The following is a 20,418-nucleotide window of genomic DNA, read 5'->3' as shown; positions in this document are numbered from 1 at the left end:
TAGGTTTTTAATTCAATCAAATACCATGGAAACACAACTCAACACGTTTTATAGCCAATTCAGCAGAAAAATAGACGCTTACAGCGCAATACTACTAAGAGTATCATTAGCTATTGTTTACATTTGGTTTGGCGCTTTAAAAGTCTTCGAAACAAGCCCTGCAGAAGCATTAGTTCAAGAAACCGTATATTGGTTGGAGCCCTCCATTTTTGTTCCTTTACTAGGAATAGCAGAAATGATGATTGGTTTTGGACTTTTAATAAAAAAATGGACGCCAATAGTGATACTACTTTTGTTGCTACATATGTTCGTAACCTTTTTTCCAATAGTTATCGTTCCAAAATTATGCTTTAACACTACTCTTTTTTGCCCAACATTAATCGGGCAATACATTGTTAAGAATTTAGTACTCATCGCGGCAGCATTGACGATAATTGGGAAACATCACCAACAGCAATCAAGCATATAAAACAAGAAAGCCCAACAAATTGTTGGGCTTTCTTTTCTATTGTATATTCTCTTAGTCTGCTAAAAGAATTAATTTATTGTCTTTCATTTCAATTGTTCCAGACTCGATATCAAGTGTGTATAATTGATTCGAAACTTTTTTAAATTTAGTTTCTGCTTCGCTTATAAAATCAAAACTATTGGCTGCAATTTTTACAGTTCCTTGTTTTAGTAACGAGACAATTGGCGCGTGATTATTCAAGATTTGAAAACTTCCGTCTACACCTGGAAGGGTAATAGAAGTAATTTCCCCATTAAATAATTTTGCTTCTGCTGATACAATTTCTAAAATCATATATTTTAAGTTTGATGTTAGAAGTTAGAAGTTAGAAGTTTTACAACAACCAACTGAAAACTACCAACTGATTTTATGCTTCGGCTAACATTTTTTCTCCTGCTTCGATCGCTTGCTCGATAGTACCTTTAAGGTTAAAAGCAGATTCTGGCAAGTGATCCAATTCTCCATCAATAATCATGTTAAATCCTTTGATGGTATCTTTAATATCAACCAATACACCAGGAATACCTGTAAATTGCTCCGCTACGTGGAAAGGTTGAGACAAGAAACGTTGTACACGACGCGCTCTTGCAACCGCCAATTTATCATCTTCTGACAACTCTTCCATACCAAGGATAGCAATGATATCTTGTAATTGTTTGTATTTTTGAAGAATCTCTTTTACTCTTTGTGCGCAGTTATAGTGGTCGTCACCTAAAATATGAGGAGTCAAAATTCTTGAAGTAGAATCCAATGGATCCACTGCAGGATAAATACCTAACTCAGCAATTTTACGAGACAATACTGTAGTAGCATCTAAGTGAGCAAAAGTTGTTGCTGGCGCAGGGTCAGTTAAGTCATCCGCAGGAACGTAAACCGCTTGTACAGACGTAATAGATCCTTTGTTTGTAGAAGTAATACGCTCTTGCATTGCACCCATCTCAGTTGCCAATGTTGGTTGGTAACCTACCGCAGATGGCATACGTCCTAAAAGTGCTGACACCTCAGAACCTGCTTGCGTAAAACGGAAGATATTATCTACGAAGAACAATACATCTTTTCCTTGATCAGATCCAGCTCCATCACGGAAATACTCAGCGATAGATAATCCAGAAAGTGCCACACGTGCACGAGCTCCTGGTGGCTCATTCATTTGTCCAAAAACGAAAGTAGCTTTAGACTCTCTCATTCCAGGTAAATCAACTTTGGATAAATCCCAACCTCCATTTTCCATAGAGTGCATGAAATCTTCACCATATTTAATAATTCCTGACTCTAACATCTCACGAAGTAAGTCATTCCCTTCACGAGTTCTTTCTCCTACTCCTGCGAATACAGAAAGACCACCGTGACCTTTTGCGATATTGTTAATCAACTCCTGAATCAATACTGTTTTACCAACACCAGCACCACCAAACAATCCAATTTTACCACCTTTTGCATAAGGCTCAATCAAATCGATTACTTTGATACCTGTAAATAAAACTTCAGAAGAAGTAGATAAATCTTCGAATTTTGGAGCTGGTCTGTGAATTGGCAATCCGTTTTCACCAGTTTTAGGCAATTCACCTAAACCATCAATCGCGTCTCCAACCACATTAAACAAACGTCCGTAAACGTCTGGACCAATTGGCATTTGAATTGGACTTCCTGTACCAACTACTTCATAACCTCTGCTTAAACCATCTGTAGAGTCCATCGAAATGGTACGAACGGTATTTTCACCGATGTGAGATTGCACTTCTAGTACTAATAAAGTACCATCTTTTCTAGTGACTTCTAATGAGTCATAAATTTTTGGAAGTTCAACATCCTTACCGTTGAAAACTACGTCCACTACTGGGCCAATGATTTGGGCAACTTTTCCTATTACTTTAGACATTACTTATGTATTTATTAAATAGCTATTTAGGTTTGTGAAATTCATCTTCAGAAATCAGGTCTTTCAGATGCTTTTTTCCGTGTGCAAAGATATATTTTTTAAAATACATAATCAATACCTTTTTTTTAAAAAAAATGATATTTTTTATCAAAGTCACAAAAGCAGCCCTCTACTTTCATCATATTCATTTTTCATCGCAACAAAAAAACCACCTGCATTACACAAGTGGTTCCTTTGATTATTGTTTCTTTTATCTTTTTACAATGTTGATGGAAATAAAATGCGATATTGCCCAACGTTTATACTTTTAAAATTAGAACCATATTTTGCATTAATGGCTTCCGTAAATAAATTAGCAATGATTGCATAACCACGTGGACTTGGATGTACACCATCTAATGAAAACATTCCACCAGTTACAAAAGTTGAAGTTGTAGTGTATCCATTATACACAACTCCAGTCGACGCTAACAAATCTGTCACTCCTTTTAACTCAACAAACGCTAAACCTTTTGCATCTGCAACTGATTTAATTGTAGCATTGTATGCATCTGTAGCAACTTTTACTTCTGTTATTTCTGACTTAGTCAAAACATCCTTGTCTTGAAGTGGATAAGTAATCCCAAATCTATTTAGAGGCGCCGGAACTCCTGCTGGCGCAGTACCAATAACAGATTGTGTAGTTAAAACTACTAAATCCTCATTAGTTGCCTGTCTAGCTTGACCAAAAATTTGACCATAAAAGGCTGCTGTTGCAGCACCTAAGGTTGGCGTAAATGCCGCTGTCAATTGAGCAGATAAATTAGTTAAAGACTCGTCTCTAATCAATAATGGATTTGCAGCCGTTGTAGACATAAGATTAATTCTATCTCCAGCACCAAAAGCTGTTAAAGCTTGTTTTAATGGACCGTACAACTGAGTATTTAAAGCTGCAACCGTAGCTTGCCCAACCGCAACATTGCCACCACCTAAAACAGCGTTCGAAAGCGGATTAAATGGTACAGTGGTAAAATAAGGCAAAGCCGTTACATATGGTAAATTAGCAACAACCCCTTTTGCTCCTTTCGCAGTCAACGCATTTACTATCGTAGAATAGGCATTTGCAAAAACATTTGGATCAGTAATATCATTACTTGCATAAGTTGCTGGATTCAAATTACCCGTTTGATTTTTCCCAGACCCACCAGAAGTAGCATATCCTAAGATGTCATTTCCTCCAATCCATAAAGAAAAGAAAGTAGGATCTTGAGCGACAGCGTCGGCTACAACCGTAGTTGTAGCACTTGTAGCGAATCTAGCAAAATAAGGATTTGCCAATCCTCCTGCTACCCCAGCAACATTGCCATAACCAGGAGCTACCAAATGATAACTTTTGGCACCTGGAACACTTAAATTATTGAATGGACCAGTTAATTTAGCAGTTACCTCTGTAGAAGGCTTACCAGCAACAGGCAATGGAGATCTGGTCACTAAATCGAAATATAATCTCACACCAAGTATTTGGTTCCCCCCAAAAAGCAACCCTCCTACGTTATCCGCCATAAATGGAGTTTTGAACTCTCCTCCACCAGCTAAAACAAATTGATTTGCTAATAAATTAGCATATGACCCTTCTTGTGCTAATTTAAACAATGCATTGTCACTAAAACCAGCCCCGTAAGAATCCCCTAAGGCCACATACTTAGTTACATCTGCAGTTCCTGCCGTTAAGGGCTTTCCGTCTGATGAATTCGAATCAATCGTTACTTCATCATCATTATTACAAGCTACAAATGCTAAAGAAGCAATAAGTAACCATTTGAAATTTTTTATCATTGTTCTTATTTTTTGATTAATGAATAATTACGGATTAATTGTCCAAGAAGCGAAGTATTGTTGACCGATTAACCCAGCCCCTAATACTTGACCATATTCTTTTCCTCCAATATTTGAAGCCCCTACTTTTAAAGTTGATCGCAAAGAAGGTATATTGTAATTTAATTGCGCATCAATCACAGTAGCAGAAGCGATTACACCATCAGCAAATGTAGACTGCCACAAATATTCACTATTCCATCTACCGCTTATATTAAATCCAAAGTTTTTAAATAAATTTTCATTACTAATTGAAGCTTTAACTCTGTGCTTTGGCGTATTGAAACCTGCCTCAAAACTTGGATCTTTAGCTTGATCAAAACTAAATTCTGCGTAGTTATAATTAACACCTACCTCAAAATCTTGATACACCTTTCTAGACAATCCAACACCAAATCCTAAGGATTTTATTTCTAAATCAGTATTAGTATACAATTGGAATGTTCTAGTATTTCCAGTCCCTAAAGCATGTACGGATTGCCAACCTAAATCAGCAGGGTTCGGCGTTGCATTTGGAGCATCTTGCGCAGTACCATACAAAGGAGCCACAACATTCAAGTTACCAATAAAATTATTGTAGATATTGTAATACCCATTAATATCAATAGAAGTTTTATTAATGAATGAACGATACCCCAATTCAAATGCTTTAACTTCTTCAGGCTTAACAAAACCGACATTAGTTTTACGCAATAATGTTGTGTTACCACCAGCTGCAGCAAAAGCCTGAACAGATGAAGCAGTATATGAATTATTGTAAGCATTTAAGCCATTAACCGTTACAGATGTTCCTCCTGCAAATGATTGCCCTAAAGCAGTAGCAACTGGCAACACCTCAGAATATCTAGTTAAGTTATCTGGAGCAGACCCTAACAAAATAGCACTACCCACGTTGAATCCTATATATTGGTCTTGTGTGGTCGGGTTTCTAAATCCTGTTTGAAAAGACCCTCTAAAATTATGATTCTTATTCTCTCCCGCTGAATATACCAAAGATAACCTTGGAGAAATATTACCTTTGAAATTTTGAGACTTATCATAACGAATAGAACCCGTAAACTTCAAACGATCATCCATCATTTTTTTGGTCGCTTGTGTATACAAACCGTATTCATTATAATAGATAGGACCATCAGCATCAGTATAAATACGTCCTCCAGAATTTAACTGGTACTGTCTAAATGAACCACCTACTTGTATTTCTGCAAAAGAGATTAAATCTTTGAAATTATAGTTAGCATCTGAATGATATATTCTAGAATTATCTACCAATTTAGAGCCAGACAAAACATTAGGATCTGCTATAACTTGATTAAAAGCATTTTTAAATGCTGCTGTTCCTGGAATCAATCTACCTGTATCAGCACTTGCTCTTGCTGCTGCATGGGCTTGATCTGGAGTAGAACCTGCTAAAGTCGCTCCAATATATCCAGCGGCGTACTGCCCAAACCAAGTTCTGTCATCTTTCCATTTTCTATTAATATTAATACCCGTAAACAACATGTCGTAAGAACTTCCTCCATCCTCAGTTGTAAAGTATCCTCTTACAAAGAAATTCTTGCCTTTGAACTCAATTTTATGTTGTTGCATAAAAAAGTTATTCAAGTAGTAACGATTAGCTCCTTGATAAACCGTATTCCCAAAGCCAAACTTACTTTGCCATATTACTTCCAATTTTTCATCCCCAAAAGGACGATAGTGTAAAGAGAAATCCACTTTAGTATTCGCAACTTTATTATCCGTCAAATCAACTTCATTATACCCGGTTCTGCTTACATTAGTATTTGGCAAAAGATTAACCAACGCAGTTGTCAGCCCAGGAACACCTGCAGCTACTAATGCAGTACCCACATTTCTAATATTTGTCGCTACCTCATCACCATAAATATTAATTCCATCATAATTAATAGTATTTCTATCTATCCCTTCTCTAGTCTTATCGTCATAATTTACCGCATGCCACTCAGTACCTTTCATTACAGAAAAATTAGCTTTTGCAGCAAATTTTGGACTGAAAACACCAGCCATTCTCACACCATAATCATAATAATCATTTGTTCCTGCTGCTTTTTGACTTGTTTGTCCAAACTTGGCATACGCAGTAATACCAGGAGATGTAAACGGGTTTTTACTATTCATAAACAAAATACCATTAAAAGCATTTGCACCATACAATGCAGAAGAAGCACCTGGCAATAACTCTACACTTTGCACATCTATTTCAGATAAACCAATAAGGTTACCCAATGGAAAATTCAATAGAGGAGAAGAATTATCCATACCATCCACTAATTGCATAAAACGAGTATTGGCAACCGAAGCAAAACCACGAGTATTAATAGATTTAAATGACATACTTGACGTATTCATTTGAACCTCTTTTAAATTTTCTAATCCATCATAAAAAGAAGGAGAAGCTGTTTTTTTTATCTCAGCAAGACCCATTCTTTCAATAGTTACTGGGGATTCTAAAACTCGTTCTGGAGTCCTAGAGGCAGAAACTACAATTTCGTCCAATTTAGTTTCCTCATCCAACAACTTTACAGCGATTCTCTGATTGTAAGAGGTCACATTCAAAACTTGCGTTGTAAACCCCAAGCTAGAAATTTCAATCTTTACAGGCAAAGATTGAACAGACTTCAAAACAAACTTACCGTCAAAATCCGTAGCAGTACTTGCATTTTGTCCGATAACTTTAATATTTACGCCAGGAATTGGTTGGCCATTACGGTCAGAAACAGACCCTGAAATTGAATTCTGAGCAAATGTTAAGCTGCAAAAAAACAATGACAAAAAAAGTAAATAAATTCTCATTAGGTTCAAGTTAAATGGTTTAGTTCGTAAATGTAAAAATATTTTTGATATTAATAAAAATAGGTGCAAAAAACTGCCGAAATAGCATTAAAAAGAGGCAAAAAAAACCAATTTCTTGTTGAATAGTTTTTAATAAAAATGGATATTTAGAATAATTGATTAAATAAAAAATTATGCATGCATAATAAATTATATTAATCGTATTTTTTATAGTATTTTTTTGAATTTTTAATAAAAATGAATTTATCAACGAAATCGATTGAAAAAAAAGAGAAAAAAGGCACGTATACACTAAAAAAAGACATAAAAAAACCCCAAATGTATACACATTTGGGGTGATTAATAAATCAAAAAATATTATTCTACTGTAACTGATTTAGCCAAATTTCTAGGCTGATCTACATTACATCCACGCAATACCGCAATGTGGTAAGACAATAACTGTAAAGGTATTGTCGTAATAAGAGGAGATAGAGCATCTGACGTCTCTGGTATTTCAATAACAAAATCAGCTAAGTCTCTTACTTGAGTATCCCCTTTAGTAACTACCGCAATAATTTTACCACTTCTTGATTTTATTTCTTGTATGTTACTTACAATTTTATCATAATGTCCTTGTCTAGGTGCAATTACAATAACTGGCATTTGCTCATCTATAAGAGCTATAGGCCCATGCTTCATTTCGGCGGCAGGATAACCTTCTGCATGTATATAAGAAATCTCTTTTAACTTTAAAGCCCCTTCTAAGGCAACAGGAAAATTATATCCACGTCCCAAATACAAACAATTTGGAGAATCTTTAAACGTAGCCGCAATAACTTTTGATTGTTCATTTGTCTCTAAAGCATCCAAAACTTTACTAGGGATAAACTCTAATTCTTGCAAATAAGTATGATATTGAGACTGTGTTAAGGTACCTTTTGCCTTAGCTAATCTCAAGGCTATCATATTAAGAACTGTAATTTGAGTAGTAAATGCTTTTGTCGAAGCCACACCAATTTCGGGACCAGCATGTGTGTAAGCCCCTGCATGCGTCTCTCTAGAAATTGAAGACCCAACAACATTACAAACACCAAAAACGAAAGCTCCGTGCTCTTTGGCTAATTTAATAGCCGCCATCGTGTCTGCAGTTTCTCCTGATTGCGAAATAGCAATTACAACATCTTTGCTAGTAATAATTGGATTACGGTATCTAAATTCAGATGCATATTCTACCTCTACAGGTATTCTTGTAAACTCTTCAAATACATATTCAGCTACCAAACCAGCATGCCAAGAAGTACCACAAGCCACAATAATGATACGATCTGCATTTAAAAACTTTTCTAAGTTATCTTCAACTCCTGCCATTTGAATAATACCGTCATTGGCATGAAGCCTACCTCTATAGGTATCTTTTATAACATTAGGTTGCTCATAAATTTCTTTTAGCATAAAATGCTCATAACCTCCTTTTTCAATTTGCTCCAAATTCATTTGAAGTTCTTGTATATAAGGATCAACCAATGAATCATCTTTTATCTTACGAATCTTCATAGGCTTATGCAGACGAATATTCGCCATCTCACCATCTTCTAAATACACCGCATTTGATGTATACTCAATAAACGGCGATGCATCAGAAGCTACGAAATATTCTTTTTCACCAACTCCAATTGCTAAAGGACTTCCTAAACGGGCCGCTACAATTTCCTCTGGATTTTTTTTATCAAAAACTGCTATTGCATAAGCACCCACAACTTGATTTAAAGCTAATTGTACCGCTTTTCCAAGTTTCAGTTTTTCTTTTTTCTGAACTTCCTCAATTAAATTAACTAAGACTTCTGTATCCGTATCTGAGTGAAAAACATACCCTCTTTTGATTAACTCTTGTTTTAATGGAGCATAATTTTCAATAATTCCGTTATGAATAATTGTTAAGTCGCCAGAGTTAGAAACATGAGGATGAGAATTTACATCATTAGGAACACCATGTGTAGCCCAACGGGTATGCCCCATACCGATAGTTCCATTGGTAGTAATATCCGAAAGTGCTTTTGTTTCTAAATCAGAAACCTTACCTTTTGTTTTACAAAGCTTGATTTCCTTTTCATCGTACACCATGATTCCGGCACTATCATAACCTCTGTATTCTAAGCGCTTCAACCCTTTTATAACTATCGGGTACGCTTCTCTATAGCCAATATATCCAACAATTCCACACATATTTTTTACTAATTAGGTTTGGTATAAATAATTTCAAGTCGCAATCTTTTTTCTTCTGGCACAGCAGGATGACCGCCATAAAGAATAGTTCCCAAAGGATTTAATACTGAAGCTGTAGGAACCGAAGACAATATACTATTGGGTGTTTTTAATTTATTAAAGGTTGCAACTGCAATATCCTCGGTAACAACAACGCCTAACTTAACATTTGTTGAATCAGCATTTTTGATTAAATTTTTGATTTGATTAGTAATACGGACTTTATAATTCAAACCTCTACCATTAGTGACAGCTTCCTTATTCAAAATACCACCATAAATAAATTTATTGAACTTTACTCGATTTGCTCCAGCAGTAGTATTATCTGTTAAATAATCTAAAACAGCTGTTTTATTTGTCAAATTATAAACATAAATTCTATTAGGCTCAATAGAGTTTTTCATTGCTGCCGCATCAATATGAAACACCAAATTAGCTTCATTAATCAACCAACCATTCTTTCTTATTTTTTCAAGTTCGTCTGCTACGCCATTGTTATCATTATCTGCACCAAACAACTCAAGCACTGCCACCGATCCTTCACCTCCTTTTACATAAAGCATTTCATCTCCAACTGAAGGATTGAAATTAGTTACTGCATTACTATAGACAGGATTGGTATTGGATTGTTCTAAAAAGTTAACGGTGTTGCCATCAATATTTAAATCTAATGTTTTATTAACTCGTTTAACAGTAGTAACACCATTTGAAGTGGTAGATAAATCTTCTTTATAATAAAGACGTATTACATTTTGAACAGAACCTGCTTTTTTAAAATTAATTAAAGCCATATTCTCATCCGTTCCTGTTTTCTCTACTTTGAAATACAAGCCTCTAAAATAGTTTTTGAATGCTTCATTTGTAGTCAATTTACCAGCTGGCGCATTTAAAATTTTTGATGTAAAAAAAGCATTATTAAGCTTTAAACGCATACCTGGCCCTGAACGTTTTGTAGTTGCCTTTTTCGTTTCCTCGTCTATTGTCGTTTCTGCAATTTCTTTAGGATCGAAATAAAAGGCATCATTTTGATTAGCATCAGCCGCATCATTAAGTCTACTTCCAATTTTCAGGGCATCAAAATCATTTTTTTGATTGCTATAATAAGCCTGCTTTTCTTTGAAGTTTGTTGCTGGATCTAAATCTCGCATAAAATATCCAGACTCATATATACTTAACTTGAATGGCGCTTTGGATGTCCCATAAATAGAATCCAATTCGTATGTTTTTTTACCGGTAGAAGCATCAGTTGCTGTAACAGTACTAAAATAAGGAACCGTCATAACCACACTATCCATTACTGCATTAGCTCCTATTGTAGGATTAACATCCGCTAAAGTTAACTGTGTGGCAAAACTTGCCGTTGTGGTACCAAATGCAGCATTGGTATACGTGCCCAAAGCGTTTACTGCCAAGTTATCAGTCTGTACAACTCCTGTACCTTGATTATAAGCTTTTACAGCAGAGTAATATTTTCCTAATTCAAAATTATTATCACCAATCAAATCTTCTCCAACAACATTGTAGTCTTTGTCACAAGAAAAAAGAATAAAAAAACCACAAAGAATAGATAACTTCTTTATAAAAGACGTATTGTACATAAAATAGTGTAAGTTAAAATTAAAGCACCTGATTTGTATAAAATTTGGTATACGCCTCAGCGAAACCATCTTTCGGAGTGAAAGGTAAAAAAGGTTTATTGGAAGATTCTATAAATTTTGTTAAACTTGGTGTCAAATTATTAGAGGCCACAATTACAGCATCAGAATTTAAAACAGCTGTTTTTAAAATGTTCTCATAATTAGGCACCTCTAAATCAGCAATCGCTTCATGAGGCACACCGTCAAATTTGACTTTGTTAATCATTTCAACATCCAAAGTTTCTGAAAATGATTCAGAATATACAGAAGTAACTATTTTAGTTTCAGAAAATAAAGCTTCGTTTTTGTAATAATGCTTCATGTAAACAGGCAACATTGATGCCATCCAGCCATGCACATGAATAATATCTGGTACCCAGTTAAGTTTTTTAACTGTCTCGACTACACCTTTGGCAAAAAAAATGGCTCGTTCATCATTATCAGGGTACATAACCCCATCCTCATCAGCAAAAGTTGCTTTACGCTTAAAATATTCATCATTGTCGATAAAATAGACTTGTATACGCTCTTTAGGAATAGACGCTACCTTTATAATTAGCGGCATATCTAGGTCATTTACCACTAAATTCATTCCAGAGAGACGAATCACCTCATGTAATTGATGTCTTCTTTCATTAATATTCCCATATCTAGGCATGAATATCCGTATCTGACCACCTTGATCATTAATCATTTTTGGTACGTCATAAGACATTAAAGAGACCTCATTCTCAGCAAGATAAGGAACAACTTCAGATGACACGTATAATATCCTCTTATCTTTCATAGCATTATTTACTTTATTTATTGGCAATAAAAACGTTGCAAAATTACAAAATTTTATGCAGTTATGGACTAAAATATTATGTTTGCACCTAATTTTAATAAAATGACCATGCAAATCTTCAATAAAAACATCGAATTAAGAGAATTCTTGACTTCGATTAAGTCCAAAAATTCTACTGTTGGTTTCGTACCAACTATGGGCGCCTTGCATGAAGGTCATTTGGCATTAATGAGCCAATCCATTCAGGAGAACGATCTTACTGTAGTTAGTATTTTCGTAAACCCGACACAATTCAACAATCCCGACGATCTTGCCAAATATCCTAGAACATTAGAGGCCGATGTTGAAAAAATGAGCGCACTAAGTGATAAAATTATTGTGTACGCACCTACCGTTGAGGACATTTATGAAGGAAAAACTACAGCAAATTCCTTCGATTATGACGGGTTAGAACATCAGATGGAAGGTAAGTTTAGACCCGGTCATTTTGATGGCGTGGGAACAATCGTAAAAAAGTTATTTGAAATTGTTACCCCAACAAGAGCTTACTTTGGAGAAAAGGATTTTCAGCAACTTCAGATAGTCAAAAAATTAGTCACTAAAAACCATATTCCTGTGAAAATCATTGGTTGCCCAATTCACAGAGAACCAAGCGGTTTAGCCATGAGCTCTCGCAACGAAAGATTAAGCAGCACAGAGAGAAAAGAAGCAGCTGTAATATACACCATTTTGAAAGAAGCCAAAGAAAAATTTCAAACACAAGACGCTGATTTGGTGGAAGATTGGGTTAAAAATGAATTCAAAAAACATCCGTTATTTCAACTGGAATATTTCGTAATTGCTGACGAATCGACACTTTTGCCTATCAATTTTAAAGAAAAACACAAAAAATATCGCGCTTTTATTGCTGTTTTTGTTAACAACATCCGTTTGATTGACACTATTACATTAAATTAATTACCTTTGCCACATGCAAATTCAAGTAGTAAAATCTAAAATTCATCGCGTAAAAGTAACTGGTGCTGACTTAAATTATATCGGCAGTATTACTATAGATGAAGCTTTGTTAGACGCCTCCAACATTATCGAAGGTGAAAAAGTATCTATTGTAAACATCAATAACGGAGAACGTTTTGAAACCTACGCTATCAAAGGCGAAAGAAATTCTGGCATAATTACTCTAAATGGTCCTGCGGCAAGAAAAGTACAAAAAGACGATATTATCATTATCATTTCTTACGCCACTTTAGAATTTGAGGAAGCCAAGACTTTTAAACCTTGGATTGTCTTCCCTAACGAAAACGACAATTCTCTCACTTAATTCCTTTTTTATTGGTCTAAGATGTAAAAATCCAGACGATACCATACCTGCTTTTAAAGTTTAAAAGCGGTCATCTATTATTTATCTATAAAATAAATTAAAATAGTATCTTGCTCTGTTTTTAAACCATACCTAATTTAGACTCCCCAATCATGAAAAAGGTCCTTTTAATGCTATTTTTTTCAATAGCACTTTATGCACAACACAAAACCGAATCCTTTGATTCTGAAAAATTAGCTGAAAAACGAGAAATTACCATAAGTTTACCGCTATCTTACGAAAAAAATACCACTAAAAAATATCCTATTTTGGTTTTACTAGATGGAGATTTTTTATTTGATCCTTTTTATGGCGCCCTTTCATATGGCAGCTATTGGGATGATTTTCCAGAAACAATAATTGTTGGAATCCATCAAAATCATAACGACGAGCGAGTTGACGACACAGAATATGAAGACGCCCAAGGGCTTCCTGCCGAAAAAGGAGCGGCTTTTTATGAGTTTATCGGTCAAGAATTACTGCCTTATATTGAAAAAAAATACCGCGTAGCCCCATTCCGAATAATTGCTGGACTTGACACAACAGCTGGTTATTTGAATTTTTTTCTGTACAAAGAAAACCCTCTTTTTAACGCTTACATTTCATTAAATCCCGAACTCGCTCCACTAATGGAAAAAAGAGTGGCTGAACAATTAAGCATAGCGAAAAATCCAGTTTTTTATTACTTATCTACTAGTGAAGATGAAATCAAACAATTGGCAGAACCTATCAAAATGCTGAATGACAACATCAAAAAAGACAACAATCCATTAGTCAATTACAAGTTTGAATCATTCAAAGGTGCTGGGCATTATTCCCAAACCTTATATGCTATTCCAAGTGCATTACATCAAATATTTGACAGTTACAAACCCATCACTTCTCTAGAGTTTAGCAATAAAATTGTCATACTACAATCAGGCTATGTCGATTATTTAGAAAAAAAATACAACACTTTAAACGAAGTTTTACATCTTGAAGTTCCGATTAGAATTAATGATTTCAAAGCTATTGAAGCTGCTATTTTAAAAAACAATGCTTTTAGTGAATTGGATCAATTGGCAATTTTGGCCGATAAATATTATCCAAAATCAATGCTTGCAGAATATGAATTAGGCTTAATGTACGAAAAACAAGAAGACTACAAAAAAGCCATGAAACGCTACCAAAACGCCTCACAAATGCAAGAAATTGGAGCGTTAACAAAAACAATGATGCTAGAGAAATACGACTTAATGTTGAGTAAAATTGCACCTAAAAAATAATGGCTAAAGTAAAAACTACCTTTTTTTGTCAAAATTGTGGCGCTCAATATGCCAAATGGCAAGGACAATGCAATTCCTGCAAAGAATGGAACACCATTGCAGAAGAAATTATACAAAAACAAGAAAAAGTAGCCTGGAAAAGTGAACCTACTTCTATAAGTAAAGCACCACGCCCGTTGCGCATCAACGAAATTGATTCGACAGCAGAAATTAGACTAGACACCACTGATGCGGAATTGAACCGTGTTTTAGGAGGCGGAATTGTTCCTGGTTCCTTAATTTTACTAGGCGGAGAACCAGGTATAGGAAAAAGTACACTGTTACTGCAAATTTCCTTAAAACTACCTTTTAAAACCTTATATGTTTCTGGTGAAGAAAGCCAAAAGCAAATCAAGATGCGTGCGGAACGCATTACTCCCAATGGAGACAATTGCTATATTTTGACAGAAACCAAAACACAAAACATCTTTAAGCAAATCGAAACGATGCAGCCTGAGATTGTAATCATCGATTCGATTCAAACGCTGCATACGGATTATATTGAATCGACTGCTGGAAGCATTTCTCAAATTAGAGAAACCACCGCAGAGTTGATTAAATTTGCCAAAGAAACTAACGTTCCCGTAATTCTTATTGGCCACATCACCAAAGATGGCACCATTGCCGGCCCAAAGATTCTAGAACATATGGTGGACACCGTTTTGCAATTTGAAGGCGATAGAAACCACGTGTACCGCATCCTTCGCTCACTAAAAAACCGTTTTGGCTCCACTGCTGAAATAGGTATTTATGAGATGTTGGGCAGCGGTTTACGCGAAGTTTCAAATCCGTCTGAAATATTGATTTCGCACAAAGACGAACAACTCTCTGGAACTGCTATTGCAACTACATTAGAAGGTATGCGCCCTTTAATGATAGAAATACAAGCGCTTGTAAGCACCGCTGTTTACGGAACACCTCAACGAAGCACAACAGGTTACAACGCCAAACGACTAAATATGATTTTGGCTGTTTTAGAAAAAAGAGCTGGTTTCCGATTAGGAGCTAAAGATGTCTTTTTGAACGTAACAGGAGGACTTTCCGTCGATGACCCGGCGATTGATTTAGCGGTAGTTGCCGCCATCTTATCTTCAAACGAAGACATTCCTATACATAAAGATTTTTGTTTTGCTGGAGAAGTAGGGCTTTCGGGAGAAATTCGCCCTGTTAATCGAGTTGACCAACGCATACAAGAAGCTGAAAAACTGGGTTTCTCAACTATATTCGTTTCAAAATACAACAAAATTGCAATTAAAAATACTGGGATTCAAATTCGGTTAGTCACGAAAATAGAAGATGTAGCAGCCGAACTCTTTGGATAACTCAAACCCCTAGCCCTTATGGAAGCGGCATCCTTTTATACTAGAAACCCTTTCAGTAAATAAAACTGAAAGGGTTTCTAGTATAAAAGATATAGCGTACAGCAGGATAAAGCTCCTAAAAATTAGGCATCTCCTTTATGAAAAGCTTTTTTATTAAAAACAATTAAGATTCCTACACCCGTTGAAATGGCCACATCGGCTACGTTGAAAATAGCATTGAAGAACGTAAAAGGTCTCCCTCCTATGAAAGGTACCCATTCTGGCATTGGAAAATCTTTGATGATAGGAAAGTAAAACATATCAACCACTTGCCCGTGAAACCAAGTTCCGTAAGGCTCTTCAGAGAACATAACGGCCAATTGCTGATAACTGTCGTTAAAAATAACACCGTAAAAAACAGAATCTATAATATTTCCTAATGCTCCAGCAAAAATCAAGGCAATCGCCACTATAAGATAATTAGAACTTTTATGATTACGCACAGAATCCCATAACCAATAACCAATTCCGCCGACAGCAAAAATGCGGAAAACGGTCAAAAACAACTTGCCGTACTCGCCAGGAAGTTTAGTTCCCCAAGCCATTCCTTCGTTTTCTATAAAATGAATTTTGAACCAATTGAAAACGGTCACTTCTTCGCCTAAAACAAAATTTGTTTTGACATAAATTTTAGAAACTTGATCTACCAATAGAAGTAGAAATATAAGCAGATAGGCTTTTCGTAAGGACATCTTATACATTTTAGTGGGGCAAAAATAGACAAATTCAAAAAAAGAACTCTAAAATAAAAATTAAAATCCAAAAAAAAGAAATTCCAAATTCCAAAAGATACCCTTGGAATTTGGAACTTGAAATTTAGTATTTTAAATAATTATCGTTGCATGTTTTTGGCTTCGATACTCATAGTAGCATGAGGAACTATTTTAAGCCTTTCTTTACCAATTAACTTTCCGGTTACTCTACAAATACCGTAGGTTTTGTTTTCCACACGGAAAAGAGCATTTTTTAAATCACGCAAAAACTTTTCTTGACGAATAGCCAATTGTGAATTGGCTTCTTTAGACATCGTTTCGCTTCCTTCTTCAAAAGCTTTGAAAGTAGGCGAAGTGTCATCAGTACCATTATTTAAATCATTCATATAGGCACTTTTTATCAAGTCAAGATCAGCCTGTGCTTTTTCAATCTTCTCTTTGATTATCTGTTTGAACTCTGCTAAGTCAGCGTCTGAGTATCGTGTCATTTCCTCGATCATAGCCTAAATTAATTTAATGGGTTGGTTAATTCTTTTTTGGTTGGTTTATTTTGTTATCGTTAATTTTGTTTTAATGTCGTCGAACTCAATTTCTATGCCATTTTCTAAGCTTTCAGCAAATAGCAATTCTTCAGTCAATGTTTCTGACTTAATGTAGCTTTCATTAGCTAGAATTGCTTCTTGTAAAACAGCGTGATTTTGAACGTAAACCTTCACTTTATCAGTAACCTCGAAACCAGAATCTTTACGGATATTCTGAATACGATTTACTAACTCCCTAGCAATTCCTTCTTTTCTTAACTCTTCAGAAATGGTGATGTCTAATGCTACTGTTATTCCATTAGCATTGGCTACCAACCACCCTTCGATATCTTGCGAAGAAATTTCTACATCCTCTAGAGATAAAATTACATCTTTTCCTGAAATTACAATACTTAAGCTTCCTTCTTTGTCTAATTGATTGATTTGTTCAGGTGTAAAAGATTGTATCTCTTTGGAAATCAGACCCATATCTTTTCCGAATCGTGGTCCAAGAGCCTTAAAATTAGGTTTAATTTGTTTTACCAATATGCCTGAAGCATCGTCTAAAAGTTCGATTTCTTTGACGTTTACTTCGGCTTTTATAAGGTCGGCAACCGCTTCGATTTCAGCCTTCTGAACCGCGTCAAGTACCGGAATCATTACCTTTTGCAGAGGTTGACGCACTTTGATCATTTCCTTTTTACGCAGTGACAACACTAGTGAAGAAATGGTTTGCGCCTTCTGCATTTTACTCTCTAACGATTTATCAACAAACTTTTCAACTGAAACGGGGAATTGCGCCAAGTGTACTGACTCGAAATTCTCTGTTCCTGTTGCTTGAGTCAAGTCTCTATACAACTTATCCATAAAGAAAGGAGCGATAGGTGCACTCAATTTTGCTATGCTCAACAAGCAAGTATAAAGTGTTTGATAAGCAGCAATTTTATCTTGAGCATACTCCCCTTTCCAGAAACGACGTCTACACAAACGCACGTACCAGTTACTTAGATTTTCTTGAACAAAATCAGAAATAGCACGAGCGGCACGAGTTGGTTCATATTCAGCATAAAACACATCCACTTCTTTGATCAACGTATTCAATTCTGAAATGATCCATTGATCAATCTCTGGGCGTTCTTCTAAAGGCACCTCAGCTTCTGCATAACTAAAGCCATCGATATTGGCATATAAAGCAAAGAAAGAATAGGTATTATACAACGTTCCAAAGAACTTACGACGCACCTCAGCAATTCCTTCAATGTCAAACTTCAAGTTATCCCAAGGGTTAGCATTCGAGATCATGTACCAACGCGTTGCATCAGGACCATATTCTGATAACGTTTCAAATGGATCGACAGCATTTCCTAAACGCTTGGACATTTTTTGACCATTTTTATCCAAAACCAAACCGTTGGATACTACGTTTTTATAAGCGATACGATCAAAAACCAAAGCACCAATGGCGTGTAAGGTGTAAAACCATCCACGAGTTTGATCGACACCTTCTGCAATAAAATCAGCTGGGAAATCGGTATTTTGATCAATTTTTTCTTTATTTTCAAATGGATAATGCCATTGTGCATAAGGCATAGCACCGGAATCAAACCAAACGTCAATCAAATCGGATTCGCGTTTCATTGGTTTTCCTGAAGCAGAAACCAGTGTGATTTGGTCTACCACATTTTTGTGTAAATCAATCAAATCGTAATTGGATTCAGACATGTTTCCAATTTCAAAACCTGCAAACGGATTGTTGGTTTGAACGCCTGCTGCAATAGCTTTGTCTATCTCGTTGTATAATTCTTCAACAGAACCAATTACAATTTCTTCTTGTTTGTCTTCGGTTCTCCAAATTGGCAAAGGAATTCCCCAATATCTAGAACGCGATAGGTTCCAGTCATTAGCATTTTTCAACCAATTTCCAAAACGACCTTCGCCAGTAGCTTTTGGTTTCCAATTGATGCTGTCGTTCAGGTCGAACATACGGTCTCTCACCTCGGTAATTTTGATAAACCAAGAGTCTAATGGATAATACAAAATAGGCTTATCAGTTCTCCAACAATGTGGGTAACTGTGAACGTATTTCTCTACTTTAAAGGCTTTGTTTTCTTCTTTTAAACGAATGGCAATTTCTACATCTACCGAACGCTCTGGTGCTTCTCCTTCGTTGTAATATTCGTTTTTAACGTATTTACCCGAAAAATCACCTAGACCTTGAATAAATCTTCCTTGCAAATCTACCAAAGGAACTGGCGTACCATTTTCGTCTAAAACTAACATTGGCGGCACTTCTGGCGTAGCTTCTTTGGCTACTTTAGCATCATCTGCTCCAAATGTAGGCGCTGTATGTACAATACCCGTACCGTCTTCAGTAGTCACAAAATCACCCGCAATTACTCTAAACGCATTTTCTGGATTTTGATAGGGTAATACAAGAGGCAATAATTGCTCATAACGAATATCCACTAAATCTTGACCTTTACATTCGGCTACGATTTGAAATGGTATTTTTTTATCGCCAGCTTTGAAATTTTCAAAATCAGTGGCGTCTTCAGCGGCAAAAAATCCTTTTGTAAATTGTTTTCCAACTAAGTTTTTGGCCAAAATCACATGAACTGGCTCAAAAGTATATTGATTGAAGGTTTTTACTAAAACATAATCGATTTTTGGCCCAACTGTCAAAGCGGTGTTCGATGGCAAAGTCCAAGGTGTTGTCGTCCAAGCCAAAATGTGAATAGAACCAAAACCTTGTAAAAATGAAGGTAATGTTTCTGGTAGTGTTTTGAACTGAGCTACAATGGTCGTATCCGTTACATCACGGTAACTTCCAGGTTGATTTACTTCGTGAGAAGACAAACCAGTACCCGCTTTTGGGGAATACGGCTGAATGGTGTAGCCTTTATACATCAAATCCTTGTCATAGATTTGCTTTAGCAACCACCAAACGGATTCCATATACTTGGGTTTATAGGTTACATACGGATCTTCCATATCTACCCAATAGCCCATTTTTTCAGTCAAATCATTCCAAACATCAGTATAACGCATTACGGTTTTTTTACACGCTTCGTTATAATCTTCGATAGAAATTGTTTTTCCGATATCTTCTTTCGTAATGCCTAATTCTTTTTCGGTACCTAACTCTACAGGCAAACCGTGAGTATCCCAACCGGCTTTACGTTTTACTTGAAATCCTTTTTGGGTTTTGTATCGGCAAAAAATATCTTTAATAGCACGCGCCATTACGTGGTGAATTCCAGGTAATCCATTGGCCGAAGGCGGCCCTTCAAAAAACACAAAAGGCGTGTTGCCTTCTCGGGTAGTTACACTCTTTTCAAATATATTTTCGTTCTTCCAAAAATCAAGTACTTCGGATGCCGCTTTTGGCAAGTCAAGTCCTTTGTATTCAGTAAATTTTGTACTCATGATATCCTTT

Annotated in this window: 15 protein-coding genes; 5 read left to right on the top strand and 10 right to left on the bottom strand. The window is 35.8% G+C overall.

Annotated features, from left to right (window positions below):
• Positions 1–25 precede the first annotated feature (25 nt).
• A complete protein-coding gene (locus ACZ1AQ_RS14205; RefSeq protein WP_489633524.1) occupies positions 26–469 on the top strand; it encodes a DoxX family membrane protein in 444 nt (147 codons plus the stop codon).
• A gap of 51 nt (positions 470–520) precedes the next feature.
• On the opposite strand, the gene ACZ1AQ_RS14200 is transcribed toward ACZ1AQ_RS14205, so the two are convergent.
• From ACZ1AQ_RS14200 to ACZ1AQ_RS14170, 7 genes are all read right to left on the bottom strand, one after another.
• The gene (locus ACZ1AQ_RS14200; RefSeq protein ID WP_489633523.1) at positions 521–802 is read right to left on the bottom strand and encodes a F0F1 ATP synthase subunit delta/epsilon; all 282 of its coding nucleotides are present in this window, start codon (positions 800–802) and stop codon (positions 521–523) included.
• 73 nt (positions 803–875) lie between these two features.
• Positions 876–2,387: a F0F1 ATP synthase subunit beta gene (atpD, locus tag ACZ1AQ_RS14195; protein ID WP_489633522.1), complete on the bottom strand. Its 1,512-nt coding sequence runs from the start codon at positions 2,385–2,387 to the stop codon at positions 876–878.
• A 258-nt stretch (positions 2,388–2,645) separates the two neighbouring features.
• Positions 2,646–4,202 (bottom strand): G-D-S-L family lipolytic protein, encoded by a 1,557-nt coding sequence (locus tag ACZ1AQ_RS14190; protein ID WP_489633521.1) that lies wholly within the window; start codon positions 4,200–4,202, stop codon positions 2,646–2,648.
• Positions 4,203–4,229: 27 nt separating this feature from the next.
• Positions 4,230–7,055, bottom strand: a complete 2,826-nt coding sequence (locus ACZ1AQ_RS14185) for a TonB-dependent receptor domain-containing protein (protein ID WP_489633520.1) — start codon at positions 7,053–7,055, stop codon at positions 4,230–4,232.
• 357 nt (positions 7,056–7,412) lie between these two features.
• Positions 7,413–9,260, bottom strand: a complete 1,848-nt coding sequence (gene glmS / locus ACZ1AQ_RS14180) for a glutamine--fructose-6-phosphate transaminase (isomerizing) (protein WP_489633519.1) — start codon at positions 9,258–9,260, stop codon at positions 7,413–7,415.
• An 8-nt stretch (positions 9,261–9,268) separates the two neighbouring features.
• The gene (bamH, locus tag ACZ1AQ_RS14175) at positions 9,269–10,897 is read right to left on the bottom strand and encodes a BamH family beta-barrel-assembly machinery protein (protein ID WP_489633518.1); all 1,629 of its coding nucleotides are present in this window, start codon (positions 10,895–10,897) and stop codon (positions 9,269–9,271) included.
• Between the two features lie 19 nt (positions 10,898–10,916).
• On the bottom strand, positions 10,917–11,723 hold the full coding sequence (locus ACZ1AQ_RS14170; RefSeq protein WP_489633517.1) for a glycogen/starch synthase: 807 nt from the start codon (positions 11,721–11,723) through the stop codon (positions 10,917–10,919).
• Positions 11,724–11,801: 78 nt separating this feature from the next.
• Between ACZ1AQ_RS14170 and panC the strand changes: the two genes are divergently transcribed.
• The 4 genes from panC (at position 11,802) to radA (ending at position 15,709) form a co-directional block, all read left to right on the top strand.
• The gene (panC, locus tag ACZ1AQ_RS14165) at positions 11,802–12,680 is read left to right on the top strand and encodes a pantoate--beta-alanine ligase (protein ID WP_489633516.1); all 879 of its coding nucleotides are present in this window, start codon (positions 11,802–11,804) and stop codon (positions 12,678–12,680) included.
• A gap of 13 nt (positions 12,681–12,693) precedes the next feature.
• Positions 12,694–13,044, top strand: coding sequence for an aspartate 1-decarboxylase (panD, locus tag ACZ1AQ_RS14160; protein WP_342692115.1), 351 nt, complete (start codon positions 12,694–12,696; stop codon positions 13,042–13,044).
• Positions 13,045–13,214: 170 nt separating this feature from the next.
• Positions 13,215–14,348, top strand: a complete 1,134-nt coding sequence (locus ACZ1AQ_RS14155; RefSeq protein ID WP_489633515.1) for an alpha/beta hydrolase — start codon at positions 13,215–13,217, stop codon at positions 14,346–14,348.
• Complete coding sequence (gene radA / locus ACZ1AQ_RS14150) at positions 14,348–15,709, top strand: DNA repair protein RadA (RefSeq protein ID WP_489633514.1); 1,362 nt, start codon at positions 14,348–14,350, stop codon at positions 15,707–15,709. The genes ACZ1AQ_RS14155 and radA overlap by 1 nt, the downstream gene beginning before the upstream one ends.
• A 122-nt stretch (positions 15,710–15,831) precedes the next feature.
• Here the strand turns inward: radA and ACZ1AQ_RS14145 are convergent, their stop codons facing one another.
• The 3 genes from ACZ1AQ_RS14145 to ileS all read right to left on the bottom strand — a co-directional run bounded on the left by ACZ1AQ_RS14145 (position 15,832) and on the right by ileS (position 20,408).
• A complete protein-coding gene (locus ACZ1AQ_RS14145) occupies positions 15,832–16,440 on the bottom strand; it encodes a lipoprotein signal peptidase (protein WP_489633513.1) in 609 nt (202 codons plus the stop codon).
• Between the two features lie 140 nt (positions 16,441–16,580).
• Positions 16,581–16,961 carry a TraR/DksA family transcriptional regulator gene (locus tag ACZ1AQ_RS14140; RefSeq protein ID WP_489633512.1) on the bottom strand — a complete coding sequence of 127 codons (381 nt, stop codon included), beginning with the start codon at positions 16,959–16,961 and terminating at the stop codon, positions 16,581–16,583.
• Between the two features lie 45 nt (positions 16,962–17,006).
• The gene (ileS, locus tag ACZ1AQ_RS14135; RefSeq protein ID WP_489633511.1) at positions 17,007–20,408 is read right to left on the bottom strand and encodes an isoleucine--tRNA ligase; all 3,402 of its coding nucleotides are present in this window, start codon (positions 20,406–20,408) and stop codon (positions 17,007–17,009) included.
• Positions 20,409–20,418 lie beyond the last annotated feature (10 nt).

The organism is Flavobacterium sp. UM26, from assembly GCF_057922445.1.
The sequence above is the reverse complement of the archived record's forward strand: the minus strand, read 5'-3'. Positions and strand labels throughout refer to the sequence as shown.